Source organism: uncultured Nostoc sp., assembly GCF_937863485.1.
Lineage (GTDB): Bacteria > Cyanobacteriota > Cyanobacteriia > Cyanobacteriales > Nostocaceae > Nostoc.
This window is the reverse complement of sequence record NZ_CALMFY010000104.1, coordinates 1-20,870: the sequence shown is the minus strand read 5'-3', so window position 1 is coordinate 20,870 and position 20,870 is coordinate 1. Positions and strand designations below refer to the sequence as shown.

General features: G+C 42.1%; 11 protein-coding genes and 1 pseudogene. 9 read left to right on the top strand and 3 right to left on the bottom strand.

What is annotated here, in order from left to right; translation table 11 throughout:
* Window positions 1–20: 20 nt before the first annotated feature.
* On the bottom strand, window positions 21–239 hold the full coding sequence (locus Q0541_RS13915; RefSeq protein WP_298911232.1) for a hypothetical protein: 219 nt from the start codon (window positions 237–239) through the stop codon (window positions 21–23).
* Window positions 240–410: 171 nt separating this feature from the next.
* Here Q0541_RS13915 and Q0541_RS13910 point away from each other — a divergent pair, with 171 nt between their 5' ends.
* The 5 genes from Q0541_RS13910 to Q0541_RS13890 all read left to right on the top strand — a co-directional run bounded on the left by Q0541_RS13910 (window position 411) and on the right by Q0541_RS13890 (window position 11,950).
* Window positions 411–3,086, top strand: coding sequence for an alkaline phosphatase family protein (locus Q0541_RS13910; RefSeq protein WP_298911229.1), 2,676 nt, complete (start codon window positions 411–413; stop codon window positions 3,084–3,086).
* A 206-nt stretch (window positions 3,087–3,292) separates the two neighbouring features.
* Window positions 3,293–3,697, top strand: coding sequence for a hypothetical protein (locus tag Q0541_RS13905; RefSeq protein WP_298911227.1), 405 nt, complete (start codon window positions 3,293–3,295; stop codon window positions 3,695–3,697).
* Between the two features lie 4 nt (window positions 3,698–3,701).
* The gene (locus tag Q0541_RS13900) at window positions 3,702–3,857 is read left to right on the top strand and encodes a hypothetical protein (protein ID WP_298911225.1); all 156 of its coding nucleotides are present in this window, start codon (window positions 3,702–3,704) and stop codon (window positions 3,855–3,857) included.
* Window positions 3,858–4,391: 534 nt separating this feature from the next.
* A complete protein-coding gene (locus Q0541_RS13895; protein ID WP_298911223.1) occupies window positions 4,392–7,658 on the top strand; it encodes an amino acid adenylation domain-containing protein in 3,267 nt (1,088 codons plus the stop codon).
* Window positions 7,655–11,950: an amino acid adenylation domain-containing protein gene (locus Q0541_RS13890; protein WP_298911221.1), complete on the top strand. Its 4,296-nt coding sequence runs from the start codon at window positions 7,655–7,657 to the stop codon at window positions 11,948–11,950. The genes Q0541_RS13895 and Q0541_RS13890 overlap by 4 nt, the downstream gene beginning before the upstream one ends.
* Before the next feature lie 31 nt (window positions 11,951–11,981).
* On the opposite strand, the gene Q0541_RS13885 is transcribed toward Q0541_RS13890, so the two are convergent.
* Window positions 11,982–13,093, bottom strand: a protein-coding gene (locus Q0541_RS13885) for an IS630 family transposase (RefSeq protein WP_298911219.1) whose coding sequence is annotated in 2 segments (ribosomal slippage) — window positions 11,982–12,673 and window positions 12,673–13,093 — 1,113 coding nt in all. Because the reading frame shifts where the segments join, the coding sequence is not laid out codon by codon here.
* A gap of 479 nt (window positions 13,094–13,572) precedes the next feature.
* Between Q0541_RS13885 and Q0541_RS13880 the strand changes: the two are divergent.
* The 4 genes and pseudogenes from Q0541_RS13880 to Q0541_RS13865 all read left to right on the top strand — a co-directional run.
* Window positions 13,573–13,776 (top strand): annotated as a pseudogene (locus Q0541_RS13880) (DUF4114 domain-containing protein); the annotation flags it as partial.
* Between the two features lie 814 nt (window positions 13,777–14,590).
* The gene (locus Q0541_RS13875; protein ID WP_298911218.1) at window positions 14,591–17,590 is read left to right on the top strand and encodes a peptidase domain-containing ABC transporter; all 3,000 of its coding nucleotides are present in this window, start codon (window positions 14,591–14,593) and stop codon (window positions 17,588–17,590) included.
* 171 nt (window positions 17,591–17,761) lie between these two features.
* A complete protein-coding gene (locus Q0541_RS13870; protein ID WP_298911216.1) occupies window positions 17,762–19,345 on the top strand; it encodes an HlyD family efflux transporter periplasmic adaptor subunit in 1,584 nt (527 codons plus the stop codon).
* 42 nt (window positions 19,346–19,387) lie between these two features.
* A complete protein-coding gene (locus Q0541_RS13865; RefSeq protein WP_298911214.1) occupies window positions 19,388–19,885 on the top strand; it encodes a DUF427 domain-containing protein in 498 nt (165 codons plus the stop codon).
* Between the two features lie 186 nt (window positions 19,886–20,071).
* Here the strand turns inward: Q0541_RS13865 and purQ are convergent, their stop codons facing one another.
* Window positions 20,072–20,746: a phosphoribosylformylglycinamidine synthase subunit PurQ gene (purQ, locus tag Q0541_RS13860; RefSeq protein WP_298911212.1), complete on the bottom strand. Its 675-nt coding sequence runs from the start codon at window positions 20,744–20,746 to the stop codon at window positions 20,072–20,074.
* Window positions 20,747–20,870: the final 124 nt, after the last annotated feature.

The following is a 20,870-nucleotide window of genomic DNA, read 5'->3' as shown; positions in this document are numbered from 1 at the left end:
GATTAAACATTCAAAATTAATTAAGCTGTAGCGATTTTACTAATGCAGAGGAGTGATATAGCAATCATATTTGATTTGCTATCCACCGAAAGGCTCAGATCCCCGACTTCTTCAAGAAGTCGGGGATCTTTTTGTTCATAAAGAGCCTTCTGGTTTTTGTCTAAAATCTTAACTTGCTTATAACCTTCCTTAAACATTGAACAACTATCTTTTGAGGCAGTGACCAGAGTTATATTCATTTAATTGTCTCCACCAATTTATGTGGACACTAAGTCTTTTGTCACGAAATACTACTCAGGTTTTTGTAGTCAAGAATTTTTCGCTTGGGTTGAGTGTAATTAATCGCTCAGTCTACAGACACACAATTGCTGTGATTAATCGTAGCTCACAATACTTAAGGAGTAGTCGGTATGGCTGATATAAAAGGCAACGGTAGAAATGTCATTATTTTTGTTGCAGATGGATTGCGTAACGGTTCTGTAAACCCCACTGATACCCCAACTTTATATAGTGTCCGTCAGCAGGGTGTTAGTTTTGCCAATAGTCATTCGCTGTTTCCGACATTTACCACCCCGAATGCTTCTGCGATCGCAACGGGGCATTATCTTGGTGATACAGGTGACTTTAGTAACACTATCTACACTGGTTTTCCTAGTCCTAATGCCAATGGTAGTGTGACACCATTCATTGAAAATGATTCTGTTCTGGGGGATATTGACGAAAAGTTTCCCGGTAACAACTTTTTAGATGAAGAGTCACTCCTAGCTTATGCGCGATCGCAGGGTTTCAACACAGCAGCAGTTGGTAAATTAGGACCCGTTGCCATCCAAGATGTCACACAAGTTAACCGAGAAGGTGGTACTACAGGTACTATTCCTACTCCGAATACAATAATTATTGATGACAGTACGAATGGTGCAACACCGCCGACTACAGCCGCTGGTTCACCTTCTGCTGTTCCACTTGCTCCAGATATTGTCAATCGCTTACAAGCCGCTGGTCTAGATGTAAAACCGACATTGCGAGTCCAGCCAGCTGGTAACAATAAAACTCCTGGCACCTTGAATGCCAATGTGGCTCAACAACAATACTTTGCAGATGCTACTACCAAGGTAATTTTACCCAAGTTCCAGGAAGAGGGTAAACCATTCGCATTGGTGTACTGGTCAAGAGATCCTGATGGTACTCAACACAATCAGGGTGATAGCTTAAACACCTTGACACCAGGTATCAATGGTACTACTTCAAAAGCTGGGGTCAAAAATGCTGATGATAATTTAAAGCAACTTCTTGACTATCTCAAGAGTACAGGCTTGGACAAGACTACTGATGTCTTTATTACTTCCGACCACGGTTTTTCTACCATCAGCAAACAAGTTATTGATAGCCAAGGTACAAAAACTACAAGTTATGCTGCCACTCAAACATACACGGGTGTAAATCCGGGATTTTTACCAGCAGGCTTTGTTGCGATTGATTTGGCTCATGATCTAGGTCTACCCCTATACGATCCTAACCCTACGACCCTCCCCCCAGACCTGAAGCACATCCAGTATGCGACTGTTGATGCCACACAAGGTCAACGTCCTATTTCTGGGAATGGTGTAATTGGTGGTACAGGTCAGGTAATTAATGGCCAACTTGACTCAGGCACAAAGATAGTTATAGCTGCGAATGGGGGATCTGACCTAATTTATCTACCTAATGGCAATGCTGATTTAGCCAAACAGGTAGTGAATTTGCTCTCACAAAAAGATTACATCAGTGGTATTTTTGTAAACGATTCCTATGGAACTATTCCAGGTGCTTTACCACTGAGTGCGATCGGGCTAAAAGGTGATGCTAAAACACCTGTTCCATCTATTGTGATCAACTTCAAAAGCTTTAGCACAGACCGAAATAACCCAAATAACCCTCAAGCTCAGGTAGAGATTGCTGACACAACTTTACAGCAAGGGCAGGGGATGCATGGCAGCTTTGGTCGAGGTGACACCTTCAATAACATGGAGGCTATTGGCCCTGACTTTAAACAAGGCTATGTAGACTATGCACCCGTTAGTAATGCTGATGTAACGCCTACACTTGCTAGTATTCTGGGGTTAAAAATTCCCAGTAATGGCGATTTGAAAGGTCGTGCCATTACAGAAGCATTGGTGGGAGGCCCGGATGCAGTTCCCTCCACTAAAGAAGTCTTGACTTCGGAAAAAACTACTAATGGTCAAACAACTATTCTGGATTCTCAAAGTGTAGGTAATACTCAGTACTTTACAGCAGCAGGGTTTGCTGGTCGCACTCTTGGACTAACAACATTAGATATTCAATTTGGTTCTACCACTAGTGATGATGTTACCCTCAAGCCAAATCAAACTTTATTCACAGGTGACGGAGCAGACTTTGTAGAAGGTACTAAGGGTAACACAATCCAGACTGGAAGGGGTGAAGATACGGTGCTGGTTGGCAGTGACTCTTCAGTGTCCACAGGGGATGGTGATGATAATATCTTTGTTGGTCAAAATGGTGCTGTTAGCAACACAAGTGTCGATGGTGGCAATGGTGATGACCAAGTTACCGTAGTTGAAGCCAGTGGTAGTAATAATTTGTTCGGAGGCGCAGGTGCTGATACTCTCACAGTAGTTGAAGGTTCTCGTCAATCATTATTCGGTGGCTCAGGTAACGACACCCTCAAGAGTCAAGGTAGCAATAACCGTCTCTACGGTGGTGATGGTGATGATAAACTCTTCTCCGGTGTCAATGACTCCCTGTTTGGTGGTGATGGTGATGATGTGCTATTTGCTGGTCAAGGGGGTGGCGATCGCCTCAGTGGTGGTGCTGGTGCTGATCAATTCTGGATTGCTAAGGCCAATTTGCCAACTAGCAAGAACATTATTACTGACTTTACAGTCGGGATTGATAAAATCGGGCTTGGCGGTGTTGGCATCACTCAGTTTAGTGCTTTAACCTTATTGCAACAGGGTAGTACGACTCTGGTGAAAACCGGAAATACAGAGTTGGTTTCATTGCTGGGAATTACCTCAACTAGCCTGACTGCAAATGACTTCGTTTTCTCTGCTAGCGTTGTACCTTAGTCTATTCGCATAGTGGAGCGTAGCAGCTTAACTACTTAGTTGAAACAAGGGTTTTCAATTGCGTAGACTACAGCAAATAGTTCGTGATTGTAGGGTGGGGATTGTAATGCCCACCCTACAATCATTTCGCTGGTCATATCCAACCTACCTCTGAAGAGATGCCATTACTTACTTATCGACCAATACGCTTAGATTAGTGCTAAAAAATGAAACTCGGTATAGAAATTGGCCCCCAGACTCCCTTAGTTGGAGAAGTGGCGCGGCTGATGTGTGAGTTGACCAACTTTGACCGAGCAGCCTTTTGTAACACAGGTTCGGAAGCGGTTCTGGGAGCGATGCGGATGGCACGCACAATCACAGGGCGTAACTTAATCGCCATCTTTTGTGGAGCTGATCACGGCATTTTAGATGAAGTAATTGTTCGGGGGACAAAGAAATTAAGGTCAATTCCTGCTGCTTTCGGTATTCCACCGGAAATGGTAGAGAATATCTTGGTACTAGATTATGATTCGCCTGAGTCTCTAGAAATCCTCAAAAATCGGGCTGATGATGGTGAAGTCTGTACCAGAGTTTCCCTACGGAGATTTGCTATTTTACTTGCTGCGGAATAAGGGAGTGCATACTTGGGATCATCGTCCTTGCTTCTTGACGACAGCCCATTCCGAAGCCGATCTGGCTTTTGTGATGGCAGCTTTTAAAGAAAGTATTGCCGAAATGCAGTCTGCTGGCTTCTTGTCTACACCGCCCATAAGTGCGTACTTGGTATTATAACAAGTCTATCAAAGAGATAATTATAAAAAGTATTTTAATCTTAATTTACTGGCAATTATAGCTATCACTTGGATAATTATAATTATGAATTACTACTGGCATCATTTGCGTAGCCTTCATGATTGGCTAATTTTACCAGCTTTTTTTCTACTGATTTTAGCTGTATATGTCAACAATAATGGTGTGATATCAAAAACTTTAAATTCCCGGTTAATGCTATATATCGGTACTATATATTATTCGATTTATCTGGTTTATTGGTTTGTTCAATAATGATTAAAAGTATTCGGGATTTATAAATTTCACCATGTTTTTGGCAAAAGTTTCACAGAATATGAAGCCTTGACATCTCTAGGAGTATTTCTTATGATGATCATATTGGCTGCATCATTGACATATAGATTTGTAGAAGTTCCTATGCATAATTATTTAAAGTCTCCAATCTTCGCTAAACAATGAATTGGACGCCAGTAGTTTGTCAAGAAAGATTTAAATTTAACAAAATTGAATAAACTGAGAAAATAATAGAGTTTTATGAGCCTATCACCTGTAGATTACCAATCCAGATTAACTGCGGTTGATTTTGATCCATTTGCAGATGGAGAATTACTTTTAACCGCCCCTGCCACAGAATCACAAAAAGAAATTTGGGCTTCTGTGCAAATAGGGGATGCTGCCAATTGTGCTTATAACGAGTCCCAATCTCTGCGACTAAGAGGTGAACTTGATGTCAAAGTTTTCCAGTCTGCGGTGGAAGAGTTAGTACAACGTCATGAAGCACTACGGACAACTTTTAGCACAAATGGCAATATACTCTGCATTGTTGCTTCTCGGCAAATTGAAATCCCTATTATTGATCTTTCTAGCCTGGAACTACAGGATCAACAGGAAAAATTAGCTAGTATCTTGCGACAAGAGGTAGAGCAACCTTTTGATTTGGAACATGGCCCTCTATTTCGAGCAAAAATTGTCAAATTGCAGTTGCAAGAACATCTAGCTATTTTGACAGCCCATCATATTATTTGTGATGGTTGGTCTTGGGCAGTGCTGATGCCAGATTTGGGTAAACTCTATTCTGGCTTGCAACAGGGTATTGTTCCTGAATTAGAAGAACCAGACCACTTAAGTGAATATGCGACTTTGCAGGAAGAAGAGGCGGATAGTCCAGAAGCGATCGCTACAGAAAAATACTGGTTGAAACAATTCGCTGACTCTGTACCTGTACTGGATTTCCCCAGCGATCGCCCCCGTCCACCACTGAGAACCTTTAACGCCGCCCGCGAAGATTGGCATTTAAACCCCGAACTAGTTGCCAACCTTAAACAACTAGGGACAAAACTCGGTTGTAGCTTTATGACTACTATCCTGGGAGGATTTGAGGTTTGGCTACACCGGATGACAGGCCAAAACGACTTGGTTGTAGGTATTCCAGCCGCGGGACAAGCTGCATTGGGGCAATATAATCTCGTAGGTCACTGTGTAAATTTATTACCATTGCGTAGCCAGATTAATGGCGAAAAATCTTTCAGCAACTACTTGCAAACGCGGCGATCGGCTGTGTTAGATGCCTATGACCATCAACAATTTACCTTTGGCAGCCTGGTCAAAAAATTAGTATTACCACGGGATTCTAGCCGCATTCCCTTAGTACCAATTATATTTAATGTCGATCAAGCGCTAGAGAGCGATCAACTTCCCTTTATCGACTTGGAGGTAGAATTTTTCTCCAATCCACGCACATTCGAGAATTTTGAACTATTTATCAATGCTACAGAATTGCATGGTGAACTGATCCTGGAATGTCAGTACAACACTAATTTATTTGACGCTGACACTATCCGTCGCCGGATGGCAGAGTTTGAAACTTTGTTATTGGGCATAGTTGCCAACCCTAATCAAAGTATTGCTAAATTGCCAATTTTGCCAGCAGTTGAGCAACAGTTATTAGCAACATGGAATAATACTCAAACAGTTTATCCCCAAGATATCTGCATTCACCAGCTGTTTGAAACTCAAGTGCAGAAAACTCCAGACGCGATCGCTGTAGTTTTTGAAGAAGAACTTATTAGCTACCGCGAACTGAATCTGCGAGCCAATCAGCTAGCCCATTATCTCCAAAGCTTAGGAGTTGGTTCAGAAGTTCTGGTTGGTCTGTGTGTCGAGCGCAGCTTGGAAATGGTTGTAGGAGTTTTAGGCATTCTCAAAGCCGGAGGAGCCTATGTACCGTTAGATTATGCTTATCCTCAAGAACGTTTAGCTTTCATGTTGCAAGATGCTCAGGTGTCAGTGCTACTAACGCAGGAGAAGCTAAAGGCGGGATTACCCAACCAGCAAGCAGAGATTATTTGCCTTGATACCAATTGGCAGTCCATAGATTATGGGTTGGATAACCCAACACATAACATCACTTCTAATAACTTAGCCTACGTCATCTATACATCTGGCTCGACAGGTCAACCGAAAGGCGTTCAAATTCAACATCGCAGTGCTGTTAATCTCCTGAATGCCGTCGCTGAAGAACCCGGTTTAACTGCTGAGGATACTCTCCTCTCTGTTACTAGCCTATCCTTTGATATTGCCGTTTCAGAAATTTTTCTACCACTGTCTGTAGGTGCGAAGTTGGTGTTGGTGAGCCGTGAAGTTGCGGCTGATGGCACCCAACTGCTAAAAGCGCTAACCACCTCCGGGGCAACCTTTATGCAACCGACACCAGTTACTTGGCGGCTATTACTGGCAGCCGGATGGCAAGGTAGTCCTCAACTCAAGATGATTTCCACAGGCGAAGCTTTACCTAGAGAGCTTGCAAATCAATTATTACCTAAGGGAGCTTGTCTGTGGAACCTTTACGGGCCTACAGAAACAACGATTTGGTCAACAGGCTACAAGGTGACAACGGGAAATAAAGCAATAAGCATTGGTTGCCCTCTTGCTAATACGCAGCTCTACATTTTAGACTCCCATTTACAACCCGTTCCCATTGGTATATCAGGTGAGTTGTATATTGGTGGCGAAGGACTAGCAAGGGGATATCTTAATCGTCCCGATCTGACTGCTGAGAAATTTATTTCTAATCCCTTCAACCCAAACCCTAAATCACGTTTATACAAAACTGGAGACCTGGCTCGTTATTTACCAGATGGACATATTGAATACTTGGGTCGGATCGACTATCAAATAAAATTGCGTGGTTTCCGCATAGAATTGGGCGAAATTGAAACTGCACTCCTGCAACATCCAGAAGTAAAAGAAGGCGTTGTAATTGTTCGAGAAGACACTTCTAATGAGAATAATTTAGTAGGTTATATTGTTGCGGAAACTGGTCAAGATAGCTTGCAAGTGATTTCGCAGTTGCGTCGATTCTTGAAACAACAGCTTCCTGATTTTATGGTGCCAACGATCTTTATGGCACTAGAAGCTATGCCGTTAACCCCCAATGGCAAAGTCGATCGTAAGGCATTGCCAGAGCCAGATGCTTCCCGCCCGGAACTGGAGGCAAATTATGTAGCGCCTCGCACTCCCATTGAGCAGCAGATTGCAGATATCTGGATGCAGGTTCTTAATGTCAAGCGGGTTGGGATTTACGACAACTTTTTTGAATTGGGTGGATATTCTTTAGTAGGAATTCAAGTGGTTTCTCGAGTCCGCCAAGTCTTGCAAGTAGAAATCCTGATGTCCAATTTATTTGAATTACCAACGGTAGCAGATTTGGCTGAACGAGTGGAGACTCTGCGTTGGGCAACCCAAGGTATTCAGGCGGCTGAGAATGAAACAGCTGATGATTACGAGGAAGGTGAGCTATGAAAACATTAGATGAACTACTATCTGAGCTGCGTCAGCGCGATGTCAAACTTTGGCTAGAGGGCGAAAGCTTACGCTATCGGGCGGCAAAAGACAGTCTCACGCCGGAATTGCTGACCGAGTTAAAAACTCAAAAAGCCGAAATCATCAACTTTCTCCGACAAATTACTACAGCCGCCAGTTCACAGATTCCCCCAATTGTCGCTTGTGAACGGAATGGCAACTTGCCGCTTTCCTTTGGTCAGCAACGGTTATGGTTCCTCCATCAGTTTGAACCTGATAGTTCCTCAAATAATATGCCCGTCGTGGTGCGTTTTACGGGGAATCTCAATGTTGCTGTCTTAGAAGAAAGTTTGAAAGAAGTCGTCCGCCGCCATGAAATCCTGCGGACAACTTTTCCAGCAGTGAATGGAAAGTCCACTCAAGTCATCACCACCGATGTTTCTTTGACGCTGCCAATAATTGACTTACAGCAAGTACCAAATGAACAACGCGAGGCGGAAGCTCACTTACTGGCAACTAAAGAAGCTCATCAACCCTTTGATCTAGGCAAGGGGCCGATTTTGCGGGTGTTACTGCTGCGGTTAAGCGATCGCGAGCATCTGCTGGTCTGGAATATGCACTGCATAGTTTGTGATGGAGCTTCGTCTGATCTGTTCTATCAAGACCTCACTACCATCTATAAAGCATTGTCGGCGGGGAAGGCTTCTCCTTTACCTCCCTTAGCTGTGCAGTATGCTGATTTTACAAATTGGCAATATCAATGGCTCCAGGGAGAGGTTTTAGAGTCACAGGTAAACTACTGGAAACAAAAGCTAGAAGGTAATTTACCTACTATTGAGCTACCTTACGATCATCCTCGTCCTTACGGTGTGCAAACCTATCGAGGCGATCGCGCTGCCCTGCTGCTATCAAAGGCGCTGAATCATGCCCTGACAGACCTGAGTCAAAAGTGGGGAGTTACCCTGTTCATGACTCTACTGACAGTGTTTAAGCTATTGCTCTACCGTTATTCTGGACAAGAAGACCTACTCATTAGCTTTGCAAGTGCAAGTCGGGCACAAGTAGAAACCGAAGGGTTGATTGGATTTTTTTCTAATACTCTTGTACTGCGGAGTAACTTTGCTCTTAACCCAACTTTCCGAGAATTGTTAGACCGAGTGCGTAAGGATTGCTTACAAGCTTATACCCATCAAGACCTACCCTTTGAGAGACTAATTGAAGAACTTAGACCAGAACAACAAAGTCGGAACAGTTCGCCTTTATTTCAGGTAAAGTTCTCTCTCAATCCTCCTTGGTCGAATGGTCGTGGTATGGCATCAGTAGAACTACCTGATTTGACTATCACTTCTCTATTTGGCTACATCTATCATGGTAAAACCAAATACGATCTGATATTAGTCTTGCGGGAACAGGATAATGGTCTGGGCATGGTATTTGATTACAATGCCGAGATGTTTGATGCCAGTACCATAGAGCGGATGTTGGGACACTTCAAAACTTTACTCGAAGGTATTGTCGCTAATCCCGATCAGCCGATTGCTGAATTACCCTTGTTGACAGCAGGTGAACAACATCAATTGTTGGTTGAGTGGAACGGCAATCAGGCTGATTATCCCCAGAATACTTGTATCCATCAGTGGTTTGAAAATCAAGTCAAGCAAACTCCAAATAATATTGCAGTAAGTTTTGAAAATCAGCAATTAACCTATCAGGAACTTAACCAGCGTGCAAATCAACTAGCCCACTATTTGCAAACTCTAGGGGTAAGATCAGGGGTACTCGTCGGTCTTTATGCAGAGCCTTCCTTAGAGATGATTGTGGGGCTATTGGGTATTTTGAAAGTTGGGGGAACTTACGTATCCATAGCTCCGACATCTGGGCAAGATGGTCTGGCTTTCATTTTAGAAGATGCCCAAATATCCTTAGTGTTAACCCAAAGCTCATTAATTGAGAAGCTCTCTGAGCATCAGGCACAAGTTATCTGTTTGGATAGTGATTGGGAAGTTATCGCCCTACACGCTACTGAAAATACAGATTGTTATACCACAGAGCAGACTCTCGCCTGTGTGATGTATGTGTCCGGTTACAATGGAAAACCCAACGGTATAGGCATTACCCACCGTAATCTTGTCACCCACAGCTTGGCAATTTGCGAAACTTGGGAGTTGACCCAGAGCGATCGCCTACTACTCATATCTAGTATCACAACCGATACTTTCATTGAATCACTGTTCCCTAGTTGGATTACTGGTGCTACCACAATTTTCCAGTCTCAAGAGCTACAAAACTCGGCGGCGCAGTTTTTCCCATTCATTGCTCAACAAAAGATTACCGTTGTTAATATACCTACTTCTTTTTGGTATGAGTTAGTTAAAGAGCCATCTGTGTCTTTACAAACCTTGCCAGCCATCTTGCGCTTAGTGATGGTTGGTGGTGAAAAAGTTTCACGTAATGCTTATTTAACTTGGATAGAAAAAGTTGGCAAGCAAGTACGCTGGCTTAATGCCTATGGATCACTAGAAACAACTTTAACCGCCACGGTTTACGATCCGGAAACTGCCACTGAAGTCAGTAACACTCGTTCAGAAATTCCCATAGGAAAAGCGATCGCCAATACCCAAATTTACATTCTCGATCGGCGATTGCAACCCTTGCCAATTGGCGTTACTGGCGAAATCTACATCAGCGGAATCGGTGTTGTACAAGGCTACTTTAACCGTCCAGACTTAACATCTGAGAAATTTATCCCTAACCCCTTTAGCAGCGAATCTGGGGCATACCTTTGCAGAAGTGGCGACTTAGGACGCTACTTAAGTGACGGCAATATTGAGTTTCTGGGTCGCCTAGACAATCAGGTAAAAATTCGTGGTTTTCGCATTGAGTTGGCTGAAATTGAAACAAGTTTGGGTCAATATCCAGGCGTGCAAAAAACTGTGGTGATTATCAAAGAAGATGTTCCTGGAGATAAGCAACTAAATGCTTATCTTGTTCCCAAACAAGGAGAGACTTTAGAAAGTGAGCAACTGCTGAGTTTTCTCCAGCAAAAGCTGCCTGAGCATTTGTTGCCTTCTGCCTTTGTCATAGTAGATTCTCTGCCATTGAATGCTAATGGCCAAGTTGATCGCAAAGCCTTATCTACCCTTAATCCAACTAATTCTAAAATAGAAAAAACATTTGCCACAGCAGAAAATCCATTACAACTTCAATTAACAGAAATCTGGGAAAATATTTTAGGAATTCATCCGATTGGAATAACAGATAATTTTTTTGATTTGGGTGGACACTCACTGCTGGCAGTCCGTCTGTTTTCTCAGATTGAAAAGATAGCGGGCAAAAATCTACCTCTATCTATCCTCTTGCAAGCCCCAACTATTGAGCAATTAGCTAATATTGTTGAGCAAGAAAGATGCTCAAAACCTGGGGTTGCAGCGACACCAACAGCTGATGTAAAGTCTGAAACATCAATTCCTTGGTCATCTTTGGTAGCTATTCAACCCAACGGTTCTAAGCCTCCTTTTTTCTGTGTACATGGTTTGGGTGGAGAAGTTCTACGTTTCCGTGAATTGGCATTGCATTTAGGATCAGATCAACCATTTTATGGACTACAGCCACAAGGGTTAGATGGAAAACAGCTTCCTTATACCCGGATTGAAGACATGGCAGCGCACTACATTCAACAAATCCAGACTATTCAGCCCCATGAGCCTTATTTGATCGGCGGATACTCCTCTGGGGGTATAATTGCTTATGAGATGGCTCGACAATTGCTTATGCAAGGTAAGAAAGTTGCTTTGCTAGTTTTATTTGATACTTACGGTTTTAGAAAAAGCGAATCTGTGCCATTGCAAAAGCCAGCTTCTCGCCATTGGAAGAGTCTTTTAGTAATTGCATCTAACTATGTTATTAAGCAGGTAGAAAGAAATAGAGAGCGGCTTAAGTATCAGATCAAAGAGATGATCTGGCGGTTTGTCTTTCAGTTTCACCTGACCTTTGGACGCCCCTTAGCTTACTCCTACCGGAAATTTATGGTACAAGAGGCCACCATACAAGCGCTAAGAAAATATGTTCTACAAGTTTACTCAGGTCGAGCAACCGTATTCCGAACAGAAGATGGTCTTGTAGTTGCCCAACAGGAGGCTGATCCCAAAATGGGTTGGGGTGAATTGGCATTAGGGGGAGTGGATATCTATGATATTTCTGGGATTCATAATTCCATTTTTAAAGAACCCCATATACAATCTGTGTCCGAAAAAATCAAAGCTTGCATAGATCAAACTATTGTAAAAACCTAAATCTTTCTAGTAGTCTGCCAAGCCAACTTTGCTATGTTAAATTCGGATATAAACGCTGCATTTTTCGACGAGCATCTTTGGTTTGGAAACCCCAATAGACACTAGTTTCTTGCTGATTACGTTGTTTCTCCCAAGCGGCAATCTCAGAAGTTAATGTTTCTGCATTAGGAATACGCCGTTCTAAACATTGGCGAGATAAAACGGATAATTCAATTTCTACTTGATTCAGCCAAGAAGCGTGTTTAGGAGTATAGTGAAACTCTAATTTTTGAATAATTGGACGTGCTTCTTCCGGTGGAAAAACTTCATATAATGCGCTGGGTGTATGAATATTCAGGTTATCAACTACTAAACGAACAACATCGGCATCTCGGTAGTAAACATCTACTAAATTTTTCATCTCTTTAGCAAAATCGGCTTTAGTTCGACGTTCTGTAACTTCGATATGCCGCCAGCCTGCTAAGGGTTGAAAACACGCAAATAAATTTACTGTCCCGTTACGTTTATACTCGAAATCATAACGTTCAGGTTGCTTCGGCTCTGGTGGCAAAGGAAGTCTTACTTCTTCTACTAATTGATATGGACGTTCATCAAAGCAGATTACAGGGCGTTTAGGATCATAAGGCTCATTATATAAATCCAACACATCTTCCATTCGGAAAACATATTCTGCATTAACTTCAGGGATGCACCACTGTTCTTTCAACCAGGGTTTAATTTCATTTTTTTTAAAGTCTGACGTACTGTTTCGTCTGAAATTGAATCTACTATACCAACGCTTACTAAATGATCTGCTAATAATTGCATTGTCCAGCGCACTCTTCCACTTGGTGGATTAGAACAAGCAGTCGCAATTAAGAATGCTTCTTGTTTTCCGTCTAATTTTTTAGGTTTTGGTGGATGAGCTTCATCCTTTAAAGCAAAATCTAACCCACCAATGACAAATTTTTCTCGTATCCGTTGTACTGTGGCAATGTGCGCTCTAACTGTGTCAGCGATCGCTTGATCCGTTTCTCCTTCGGAAGCCATCAAAAGAATGTTTGCACGGCTTATGGTTCTTGCCTTATGCTTACCTTTCTTAATTCTCGATTGCAGTTGAGAAACTTCATCTTCATTCAAGTCAACAATGTACTTTTTCGCCATGTTACACCCCGTTTTTGGCTATTTTACCAATTAGAGGTTTTACTTAGCAAAGTTACTTTGGCAGACTACTAGACTTATAGGAAATGTAATTCAGGCACAAAGATTATAACGTTTTGCTTCTCACCTCTGAATCCTGAATTATGCTGTAATTAAAGCTTTGCAACCTCATCTCGCTTGCGGGATGGGGTTGTTTTATTCGCAAGTAATATAGCGGTTCTCCTTTGCATGAAGTACATTTTTAAACCTCATCCCCAACCCCTCTTTGTGAGTTGGGAGAGGGGAATGTTTGCAGGCCTCAAATACGGGGTGAGGTTCAGAATGTATTGTATCGAAGTGAGAACCGCTATAATTTCCACTGACACCTTGATATATATGTAAATGCGATCGCTAATCAAGCCTTTGCATAAATCCTAAACTGGCTCTTACTTAGTGTATTTACTGAAATTTTGCTGTGAATCAGAGTAAATAATAATATATATGGTAGACCCGATGCGATTCTTGATAGTAATGCCAATAATGATCCGAAGGTTTACTTTGCATTCTTGGGTGCTAACTCAGATCAGGTAGATCACATTCGACTGTTGGAAAATAATACCTTTGGTTTTGAGGATTTACCAAATGGTGGTGATAAAGATTACAACAATGTGATTGTGCAGGTAAATTTGAGTGTCAATGCTGTGTAATATTAAAATTAGGTAATTACTTAGGAAGTTTGAACATCCTCATCCCCCTTGCGGGATGGGGCTATGTTTATGCATAACAATGAAATAGATTTGATATTAATTAAACTAGTAAATTTACTGAAGGCAGTTATTAGCTTTCCTTCATAAATTTAATAGTTAATTCCTCTATTGTGACAAAAATCTTCGCCTTTACTTCTCCAGTTAATTTTTATTAAATTAAGCTAGCAAAAAAGTGATGAAGGATTCTTTTACAATCGGGCATGGCGCTGTTTACCAAGGAAAGCTCACTGTCTTTCGCCATCAGTGATACTGTGAATCTCTATATTTAAGAATTTGTAAAAATAATTCAGAAATTTAAAGTTTTTTTATTACATAATCTTTAATTAGGGTATTTACTTAGGAAAGCATCTGTGATAGTTTCATGTTGATTATCATAAATTAAAATATGCAACACTAAGTTTAACAACCGTGTTTCTGTGTTTTTGTTTGATGAGGAGTATCCATGTTGCATACTTGCAATACTAAATATTAATTTTAAGATAGTATAAATTATGTAGTGTGAAGTAAGTGAGAAGTTTTCCTCGATTTATTTAAACTTTTGTTCTGAATAACGGATAACAGTTGTAATGTGATCTGAATGCAGGTCTGCAATTAGACGAACCTACCCTCTGTGCTTCTACATATTTAAGCACACTGAATGCCACAGAAGTATTGCTGCTGCTGGCATAAAACTAAAAACTGCCACTGTTAGTAAAAGAGATAGTCCCTAATATTTTCGACTTTATTCCTCACTTTTACCTTCGACTTGTCTTATATGACTTATATTAAGAACGCTTTTCCCGAATTTATCACTAGCCTAGAAGGGTTTGACCAATTACCAGATGAGGCGATCGCTAATCTATCAGAACATCTGCAAGCCTGGCGCTATCGCATCGGTCAGAAAATTATTGGAAAAGAAAGTCTCCCGGAACGCATCACCATAATTTATGAGGGACAAGTGCGCCTGTTGGGATATGACCCCCACACGCAAATGCCAATCACCCTAAAATTACTCCAACCGGGGGAAATTATCGGCGAAATTGGTTTGTTGCGCGATATCGCCTGTGAGACAGCGATCGCCTCCACCGAAGTAGTATGTTTAACCTTGAGTGCAGCGGCATATTTTAGTTTTATCGCTTTATACCCAGCTTTTGCTGATGCTCGCAAGAACCGCAGTTATTTGGCGGAAGTTTTCGATATTCTCAGCTCATATTGGAAACAGCAAGCGATCGCGACTTTAAATCTCAAAGAACTGGCAGAAAACGCCTTACCACATGCGAAAATTCATTACCTCCCTTTAGGGAAAACTTCATTCAACCAACTGGATAACGAAAGCGTCTGGTTTGTGAGTGGTGGTACAGTAATGAATTTATCACCTGGCGATCGCCTAGAATCATCCGATGACAGAGACAAGATCCAGGTCATAGGTCAAAACCCCGCCCGGTTGCTTGGTATACATCCGTCAGATTTGATGTTGGAAGATAGTGAGCAGATAGTACTTGCGGTAAGTGACACCAAATCAGATAGCCAAGACGAAGTAGATATTCCCTATGCGTCGGACGAAATAGTTCCACAGACAGCCCCTGATACCTCAAATAATTCGTCAAAACTCAAATACCCGTTTTTTAGTGGTAAGGGTGAATTAAATACAGCCTTCGCCTGCTTCCAAATGATCGCGAAGCATTTAGAAATGCCGTTTCGTCGAGAAGTGGTTCGCCGCATCTTAACTGAGCAAGTCAAACGTCAGGGTAGTATATCGTTTCAAGTTACTGCTTACCTGGCAGAGTTAATCGGACTTAAGGCACAGTTGATAGAGCTACCAATCGCTTCAGTGACGCGCATTCCTACACCAGCATTGATTCGCTATGATGATAGTTTTGCCGTTTTATATGCAGCGGATGCAAATACTATGGTTGTGGGTGTCCCATCCCAAGGAATTGTCCGCTGCAAACCTGCCCAATTGGTTGAACAATTAGATGTTGATCCAACCAACTTTCCGCCCCAAGTTAGGGTATTACTGCTCAGTGCTACCAAAGAAACACCCCAAGAGCGCTTTAGTTTACGATGGTTTCTGCCCTATTTGTCACGCTACCGTCGAGTCCTTATAGAGGTCTTTGTCGCTTCCTTTTTCGTGCAGTTGGCAGCGTTGGCAAATCCTCTGGTTGTCCAGTTAATTATCGACAAAGTTATCACTCAAAATAGTATTGGGACTCTACATATCTTAGGTGTTTTGCTATTGGTAGTCGGGCTATTTGAAGCAGTGCTGACTACCTTACGAACCTACTTATTTGTCGATACCACTAATCGGATCGATATGGGTTTAGGGTCGGAAATCATCGACCACTTACTACGTCTACCGCTGCGCTACTTTGAACGCCGACCGGTGGGTGAACTTTCCACTCGGATCAACGAATTAGAAAATATCCGTCAATTCTTGACTGGTACTGCCTTAACAGTGGGGTTAGATGCTCTGTTTTCGGTGGTCTATATCGGTGTGATGCTGATTTACAGTTGGCAACTTACCTTGGTAGGCTTAAGCACGATTCCAGTGTTTATCATTGTGATCTTAATCGCTTCTCCCAGCATTAGCAGACAGTTACGTGCCAAAGCCGAACGCAACGCCGAAACTCAATCTTATTTAGTAGAGGTGATGTCAGGCATTCAAACAGTAAAAGCGCAAAATATCGAATTGCGATCGCGCTTTTCCTGGCAAGAGCGTTACGCTCGGTTTGTCGCCGCTGGTTTTAAAACCGTTGTGACTTCCACCCTCGCCAATTCCACTAGCAACTTTCTCAACAAACTCAGCAGCTTACTAGTTTTATGGGTAGGAGCTTATTTAGTACTGCAACAACAATTAACTTTAGGCGAATTAATTGCCTTTAGAATTATATCTGGTTACGTCACCAGCCCAATATTGCGCTTGGCTCAACTCTGGCAAAGCTTCCAAGAAACTGCATTATCTTTAGAACGTTTAAGCGATATTGTCGATACACCACAAGAAGGAGAAACAGACCGCTACAATATACCCTTGCCTACGATTAAGGGGGCAGTGAAATACGAAAACGTTTCCTTCCGCTTTGGCACAAGTGGCCCTTTACAACTTTCTAATGTCAACCTCGAATTTGCTCCAGGGAAATTTGTCGGCATTGTCGGACAAAGTGGATCTGGTAAAAGTACGATGATGAAGTTACTGCTCAGACTTTACGAAACCGAGTCCGGCAGAATTTTGATTGATGGTTATGATATTGCCAAAGTAGAACTTTATTCACTGCGACGACAAATTGGCGTAGTTCCCCAAGAAACATTATTGTTTGACGGCAGCGTTCAGGAAAATATTGCTCTGACGAATCCCGATGCGACAACCGAAGAAATTATCGAAGCAGCTCAGGTGGCGTGTGCCCACGAGTTTGTAATGGGTTTGCCCAACGGTTACAATACGCGGGTGGGAGAACGGGGTTCTGCACTTTCAGGTGGACAACGACAAAGAATTGCGATCGCCCGCTCTGTTTTACAACGACCAAAATTATTAGTTTTAGATGAAGCAACTAGCGCATTAGATTATCCCACAGAACGGCAAATATGTCTCAATTTAGCCAAAGCATTCAAGGGTGATACAGTATTTTTTATTACCCACCGACTGAATACCGTAAGTAATGCAGATATGATCGTCGTGATGGATAATAGCAGGGTTATAGAACAAGGCAGCCATCACGAATTAATGGCTACTAAAGGTCATTATTATTACCTGTATCAGCAACAAGATGTAAACTTGTAATTAGTCATGGCTGGGGCGTGGCATCAAAGGATTTTCAGTTTGATCAACATTCCATAGATGTAGCAATCAGCGTAGACTAGGCACTGTCATAAATATCAAAATCCAGGTTTTCGGTATCGATAAATAGTGCCCACTCTAGAAAAAATCCAAAATCCAAAATCCAAAATCGTTATGACTCAACTTAATGGGAATCACCTCAACGGCAATCATAAAAACGGCAATCATAAAAACGGAGTCAAGCAAGATTCACGGGTACTTACAAAACAACAGAAAGCTGCTCAAGAGCCATTAATTAACTCAAATACTCAGGAATTTGAGCAATCAGTTGTCTTGCGCCAATCTCCAATTTGGTCGCGGACAATCATGGTCACCCTAATGGGACTAGCCTGTTTTGCAATTGCTTGGGCTTATTTTGCAAAAATTGAGCAAGTAGTACCAGCAACAGGGCAATTAAAACCGCAAGGAACAGTCAAAGATGTTCAGGCTCCTGTTAGTGGAGTGGTGAAAACGGTTTATGTTAAAGATGGACAAGAGGTAAAGCCAGGAGATCCACTCCTGACTTTTGATTCCATCGCTTCTGTTGCTGAATTAAATTCTTTTTATAAAATTCGCCTTGCATTAATTAAAGAAAACCAGATTTATCGCCGATTGTTGGGTGCAAGTACCGCCACGGGGTCTGAACTGTTATATTTGCGCGGTAATTTGCCACAAGAAACTGCTTTTTTGCTGAAAAGTCGGGCAGCTTTAGTAGGAGAAAATGAATTATTACGGACTCAATTAAAAAATTCTGGTCAAGATTCTGCGCTGGGTATTGATGAACAGCAACGTCTACGAGTCGCCAAAAGAGAATTAGATTCTCGGTCTGCGGCGGCGGAATTAGAAGTAGAAAAAACCAAAAAACAACTTAGTCAAAATAAATTTAAGCTGGAAGATAGTAAAGCAAGTTTAGCTATTCAACAGCACGTTTTAGATAAGCTGAAGATATTAGCAGAAGAAGGTGGCATTTCTCAACTTCAGTATCTCAACCAGCAACAAGAAGTACAAAACCGCACGGCAGAAGTAGCACAACTAGGTGAGGAACACAAACGCCTCCAGTTTGATATAGAAAAAGGACGACAAGAGTTAAGCAATACAGTGGCTGTTTCTGATAAAAGCATTTTGGATAAGATAGCTGAGAACAAACAGCACATTGCCGAAATCGATAGCCAATTCATGAAAGTTGTGCTGGATAATGAGCAGCATTTGGCAGATGTCAATAGTAAAATCTCTCAAGCACAGTTAAATGTTAAATATGAAGAACTCCGTGCGCCTGTAGCCGGAACAGTTTTCGATTTACAAGCAAAAAACCCTGGATTTGTAGCGACTCCGACTACAAAACTGCTGCAAATTGTCCCAAATGAAAACTATATAGCTGAAGTTTTCATTACTAACAAAGATATTGGTTTTGTGCGAAAAGGCATGAAGGTAGATGTTAGAATTGACTCCTTTCCTTACAGCGAATTTGGCGATATCAAAGGGGAAGTGATTGGGATAGGGTCAGACGCATTACCGCCAGACCAAACACATCAGTTTTATAGATTTCCGGCAAAGCTATCATTGGATAAACAATCCTTAGTAATTAAGGGTAAAAACGTCACCTTGCAATCAGGTATGTCCATCAGTGCTAATATAAAAGTCCGCGAAAACCGGACTGTGCTTAGTTTATTCACTGAATTGTTTACCAAGCAAATTGATACTCTTAAAGAGGTACGTTAATTTGTTAATTTGTAAAAGTGATGTCTACAACGGACTGTGACGATGGTTAATTCTCAACGCATCGAACCCGCTCCCGGACAAGAATCAGTTTGGGATTACCCTCGTCCTCCTCGTCTGGAGGACACAAGTAAACATATCCAAATAATCTTTAACGGAGTAATAATTGCGGATACCCACAACGCCAAACGTGTTTTAGAAACTAGTCATCCTCCTTCTTACTACATTCCCCCTGTGGATATCAAAATGGAATATTTGCAGCTGGCACCGCAGTCTAGCTTTTGCGAGTGGAAAGGAAGTGCTGGTTACTACACAATCCGGGTTGGTGAAAAAGAAGTCCATAATGCTGCCTGGTTCTACCCTAACCCTACACCAGCGTTTGAAGCTATGAAGGATTATGTAGCTTTTTATGCTCATATAATGGATAAATGCTACGTGAATAGCGAAGAGGTGCAACCACAACCAGGTAACTTCTACGGCGGTTGGGTTACCAGTGATATTGTTGGACCATTCAAAGGCGCTCCTGGTACTTGGGGATGGTGAGCCAATTTGAGATTTTGCGTAAAGTCAGAGCGGCGGCTCTCCAAGACAGATTTTGGATCAACCAAATGCGATATTAACCCAAGTTGCTAGTTATTCATTCGAGCGATCGCTATCTAAAGAAGAATCTTCATCTATCTTTCAGACAGCGATCGCTCTGTAGGTCAATGTACTCGCCCGATATTTGCTCTACGCTAATGCTGCTATTTTCTCTATTAAGCCTTGAAATAACCTCAACCCATCGCTACCCCCTAGCATCGCGTCTGATGCCCTTTCTGGGTGCGGCATTATTCCCAACACATTGCCTTGACGATCGCAAATCCCGGCAATGTTGTTCAATGAACCGTTAGGATTTTCCCCTTCATAGCGAAACACAACTTGCCCGTTATCTTCAATTTCTGCGAGAGTGGCTTGATCAGCGTAGAATCGCCCCTCTCCGTGGGCAATGGGCAAAGTGATAACTTCACCATTGGTATAAGCTTGCGTCCATGAGAGATTAGTCCGCTCAACTTTCAAGGGAACGCGATCGCAAATAAAATGCAAATCCCGATTTCTAGTCAACACCCCTGGCAAAAGTCCAGCTTCAGTTAATACCTGAAAACCATTGCAAATACCGAGGACAAACTTACCTTTTCGGGCGTGTTCCACAACCTGCTGCATCACAGGCGAAAACCGGGCGATCGCACCGCAGCGCAAATAATCTCCGTAACTAAAGCCACCAGGGATGATCACGACATCTAAATCAGCAATATCTGTTTCTTGATGCCAAACCATGCGAGTCGGTTGTAAGAGCAAATCTCTGGTTACATAAGCAACATCGCGATCGCAATTAGAACCTGGAAAAACAACAACACCAAATTTCATGATTAGTCAAGAGAGTGGGGAGTAGGGGGAGCAAGGGAGGCATGGGAGCAAGAATTTTAGATTTTAGATTTTGGATTAAAGAATTGAAATTTAATCCAAAAGACGCTCTCTACGAGACGCTCTT

Coding starts and splice junctions, on each gene's coding strand:
- Q0541_RS13915 (WP_298911232.1), bottom strand. CDS start 239: ATGAATATAACTCTGGTCACTGCCTCAAAAGATAGTTGTTCAATGTTT.
- Q0541_RS13910 (WP_298911229.1), top strand. CDS start 411: ATGGCTGATATAAAAGGCAACGGTAGAAATGTCATTATTTTTGTTGCA.
- Q0541_RS13905 (WP_298911227.1), top strand. CDS start 3,293: ATGAAACTCGGTATAGAAATTGGCCCCCAGACTCCCTTAGTTGGAGAA.
- Q0541_RS13895 (WP_298911223.1), top strand. CDS start 4,392: ATGAGCCTATCACCTGTAGATTACCAATCCAGATTAACTGCGGTTGAT.
- Q0541_RS13890 (WP_298911221.1), top strand. CDS start 7,655: ATGAAAACATTAGATGAACTACTATCTGAGCTGCGTCAGCGCGATGTC.
- Q0541_RS13875 (WP_298911218.1), top strand. CDS start 14,591: ATGACTTATATTAAGAACGCTTTTCCCGAATTTATCACTAGCCTAGAA.
- Q0541_RS13870 (WP_298911216.1), top strand. CDS start 17,762: ATGACTCAACTTAATGGGAATCACCTCAACGGCAATCATAAAAACGGC.
- Q0541_RS13865 (WP_298911214.1), top strand. CDS start 19,388: ATGGTTAATTCTCAACGCATCGAACCCGCTCCCGGACAAGAATCAGTT.
- purQ (WP_298911212.1), bottom strand. CDS start 20,746: ATGAAATTTGGTGTTGTTGTTTTTCCAGGTTCTAATTGCGATCGCGAT.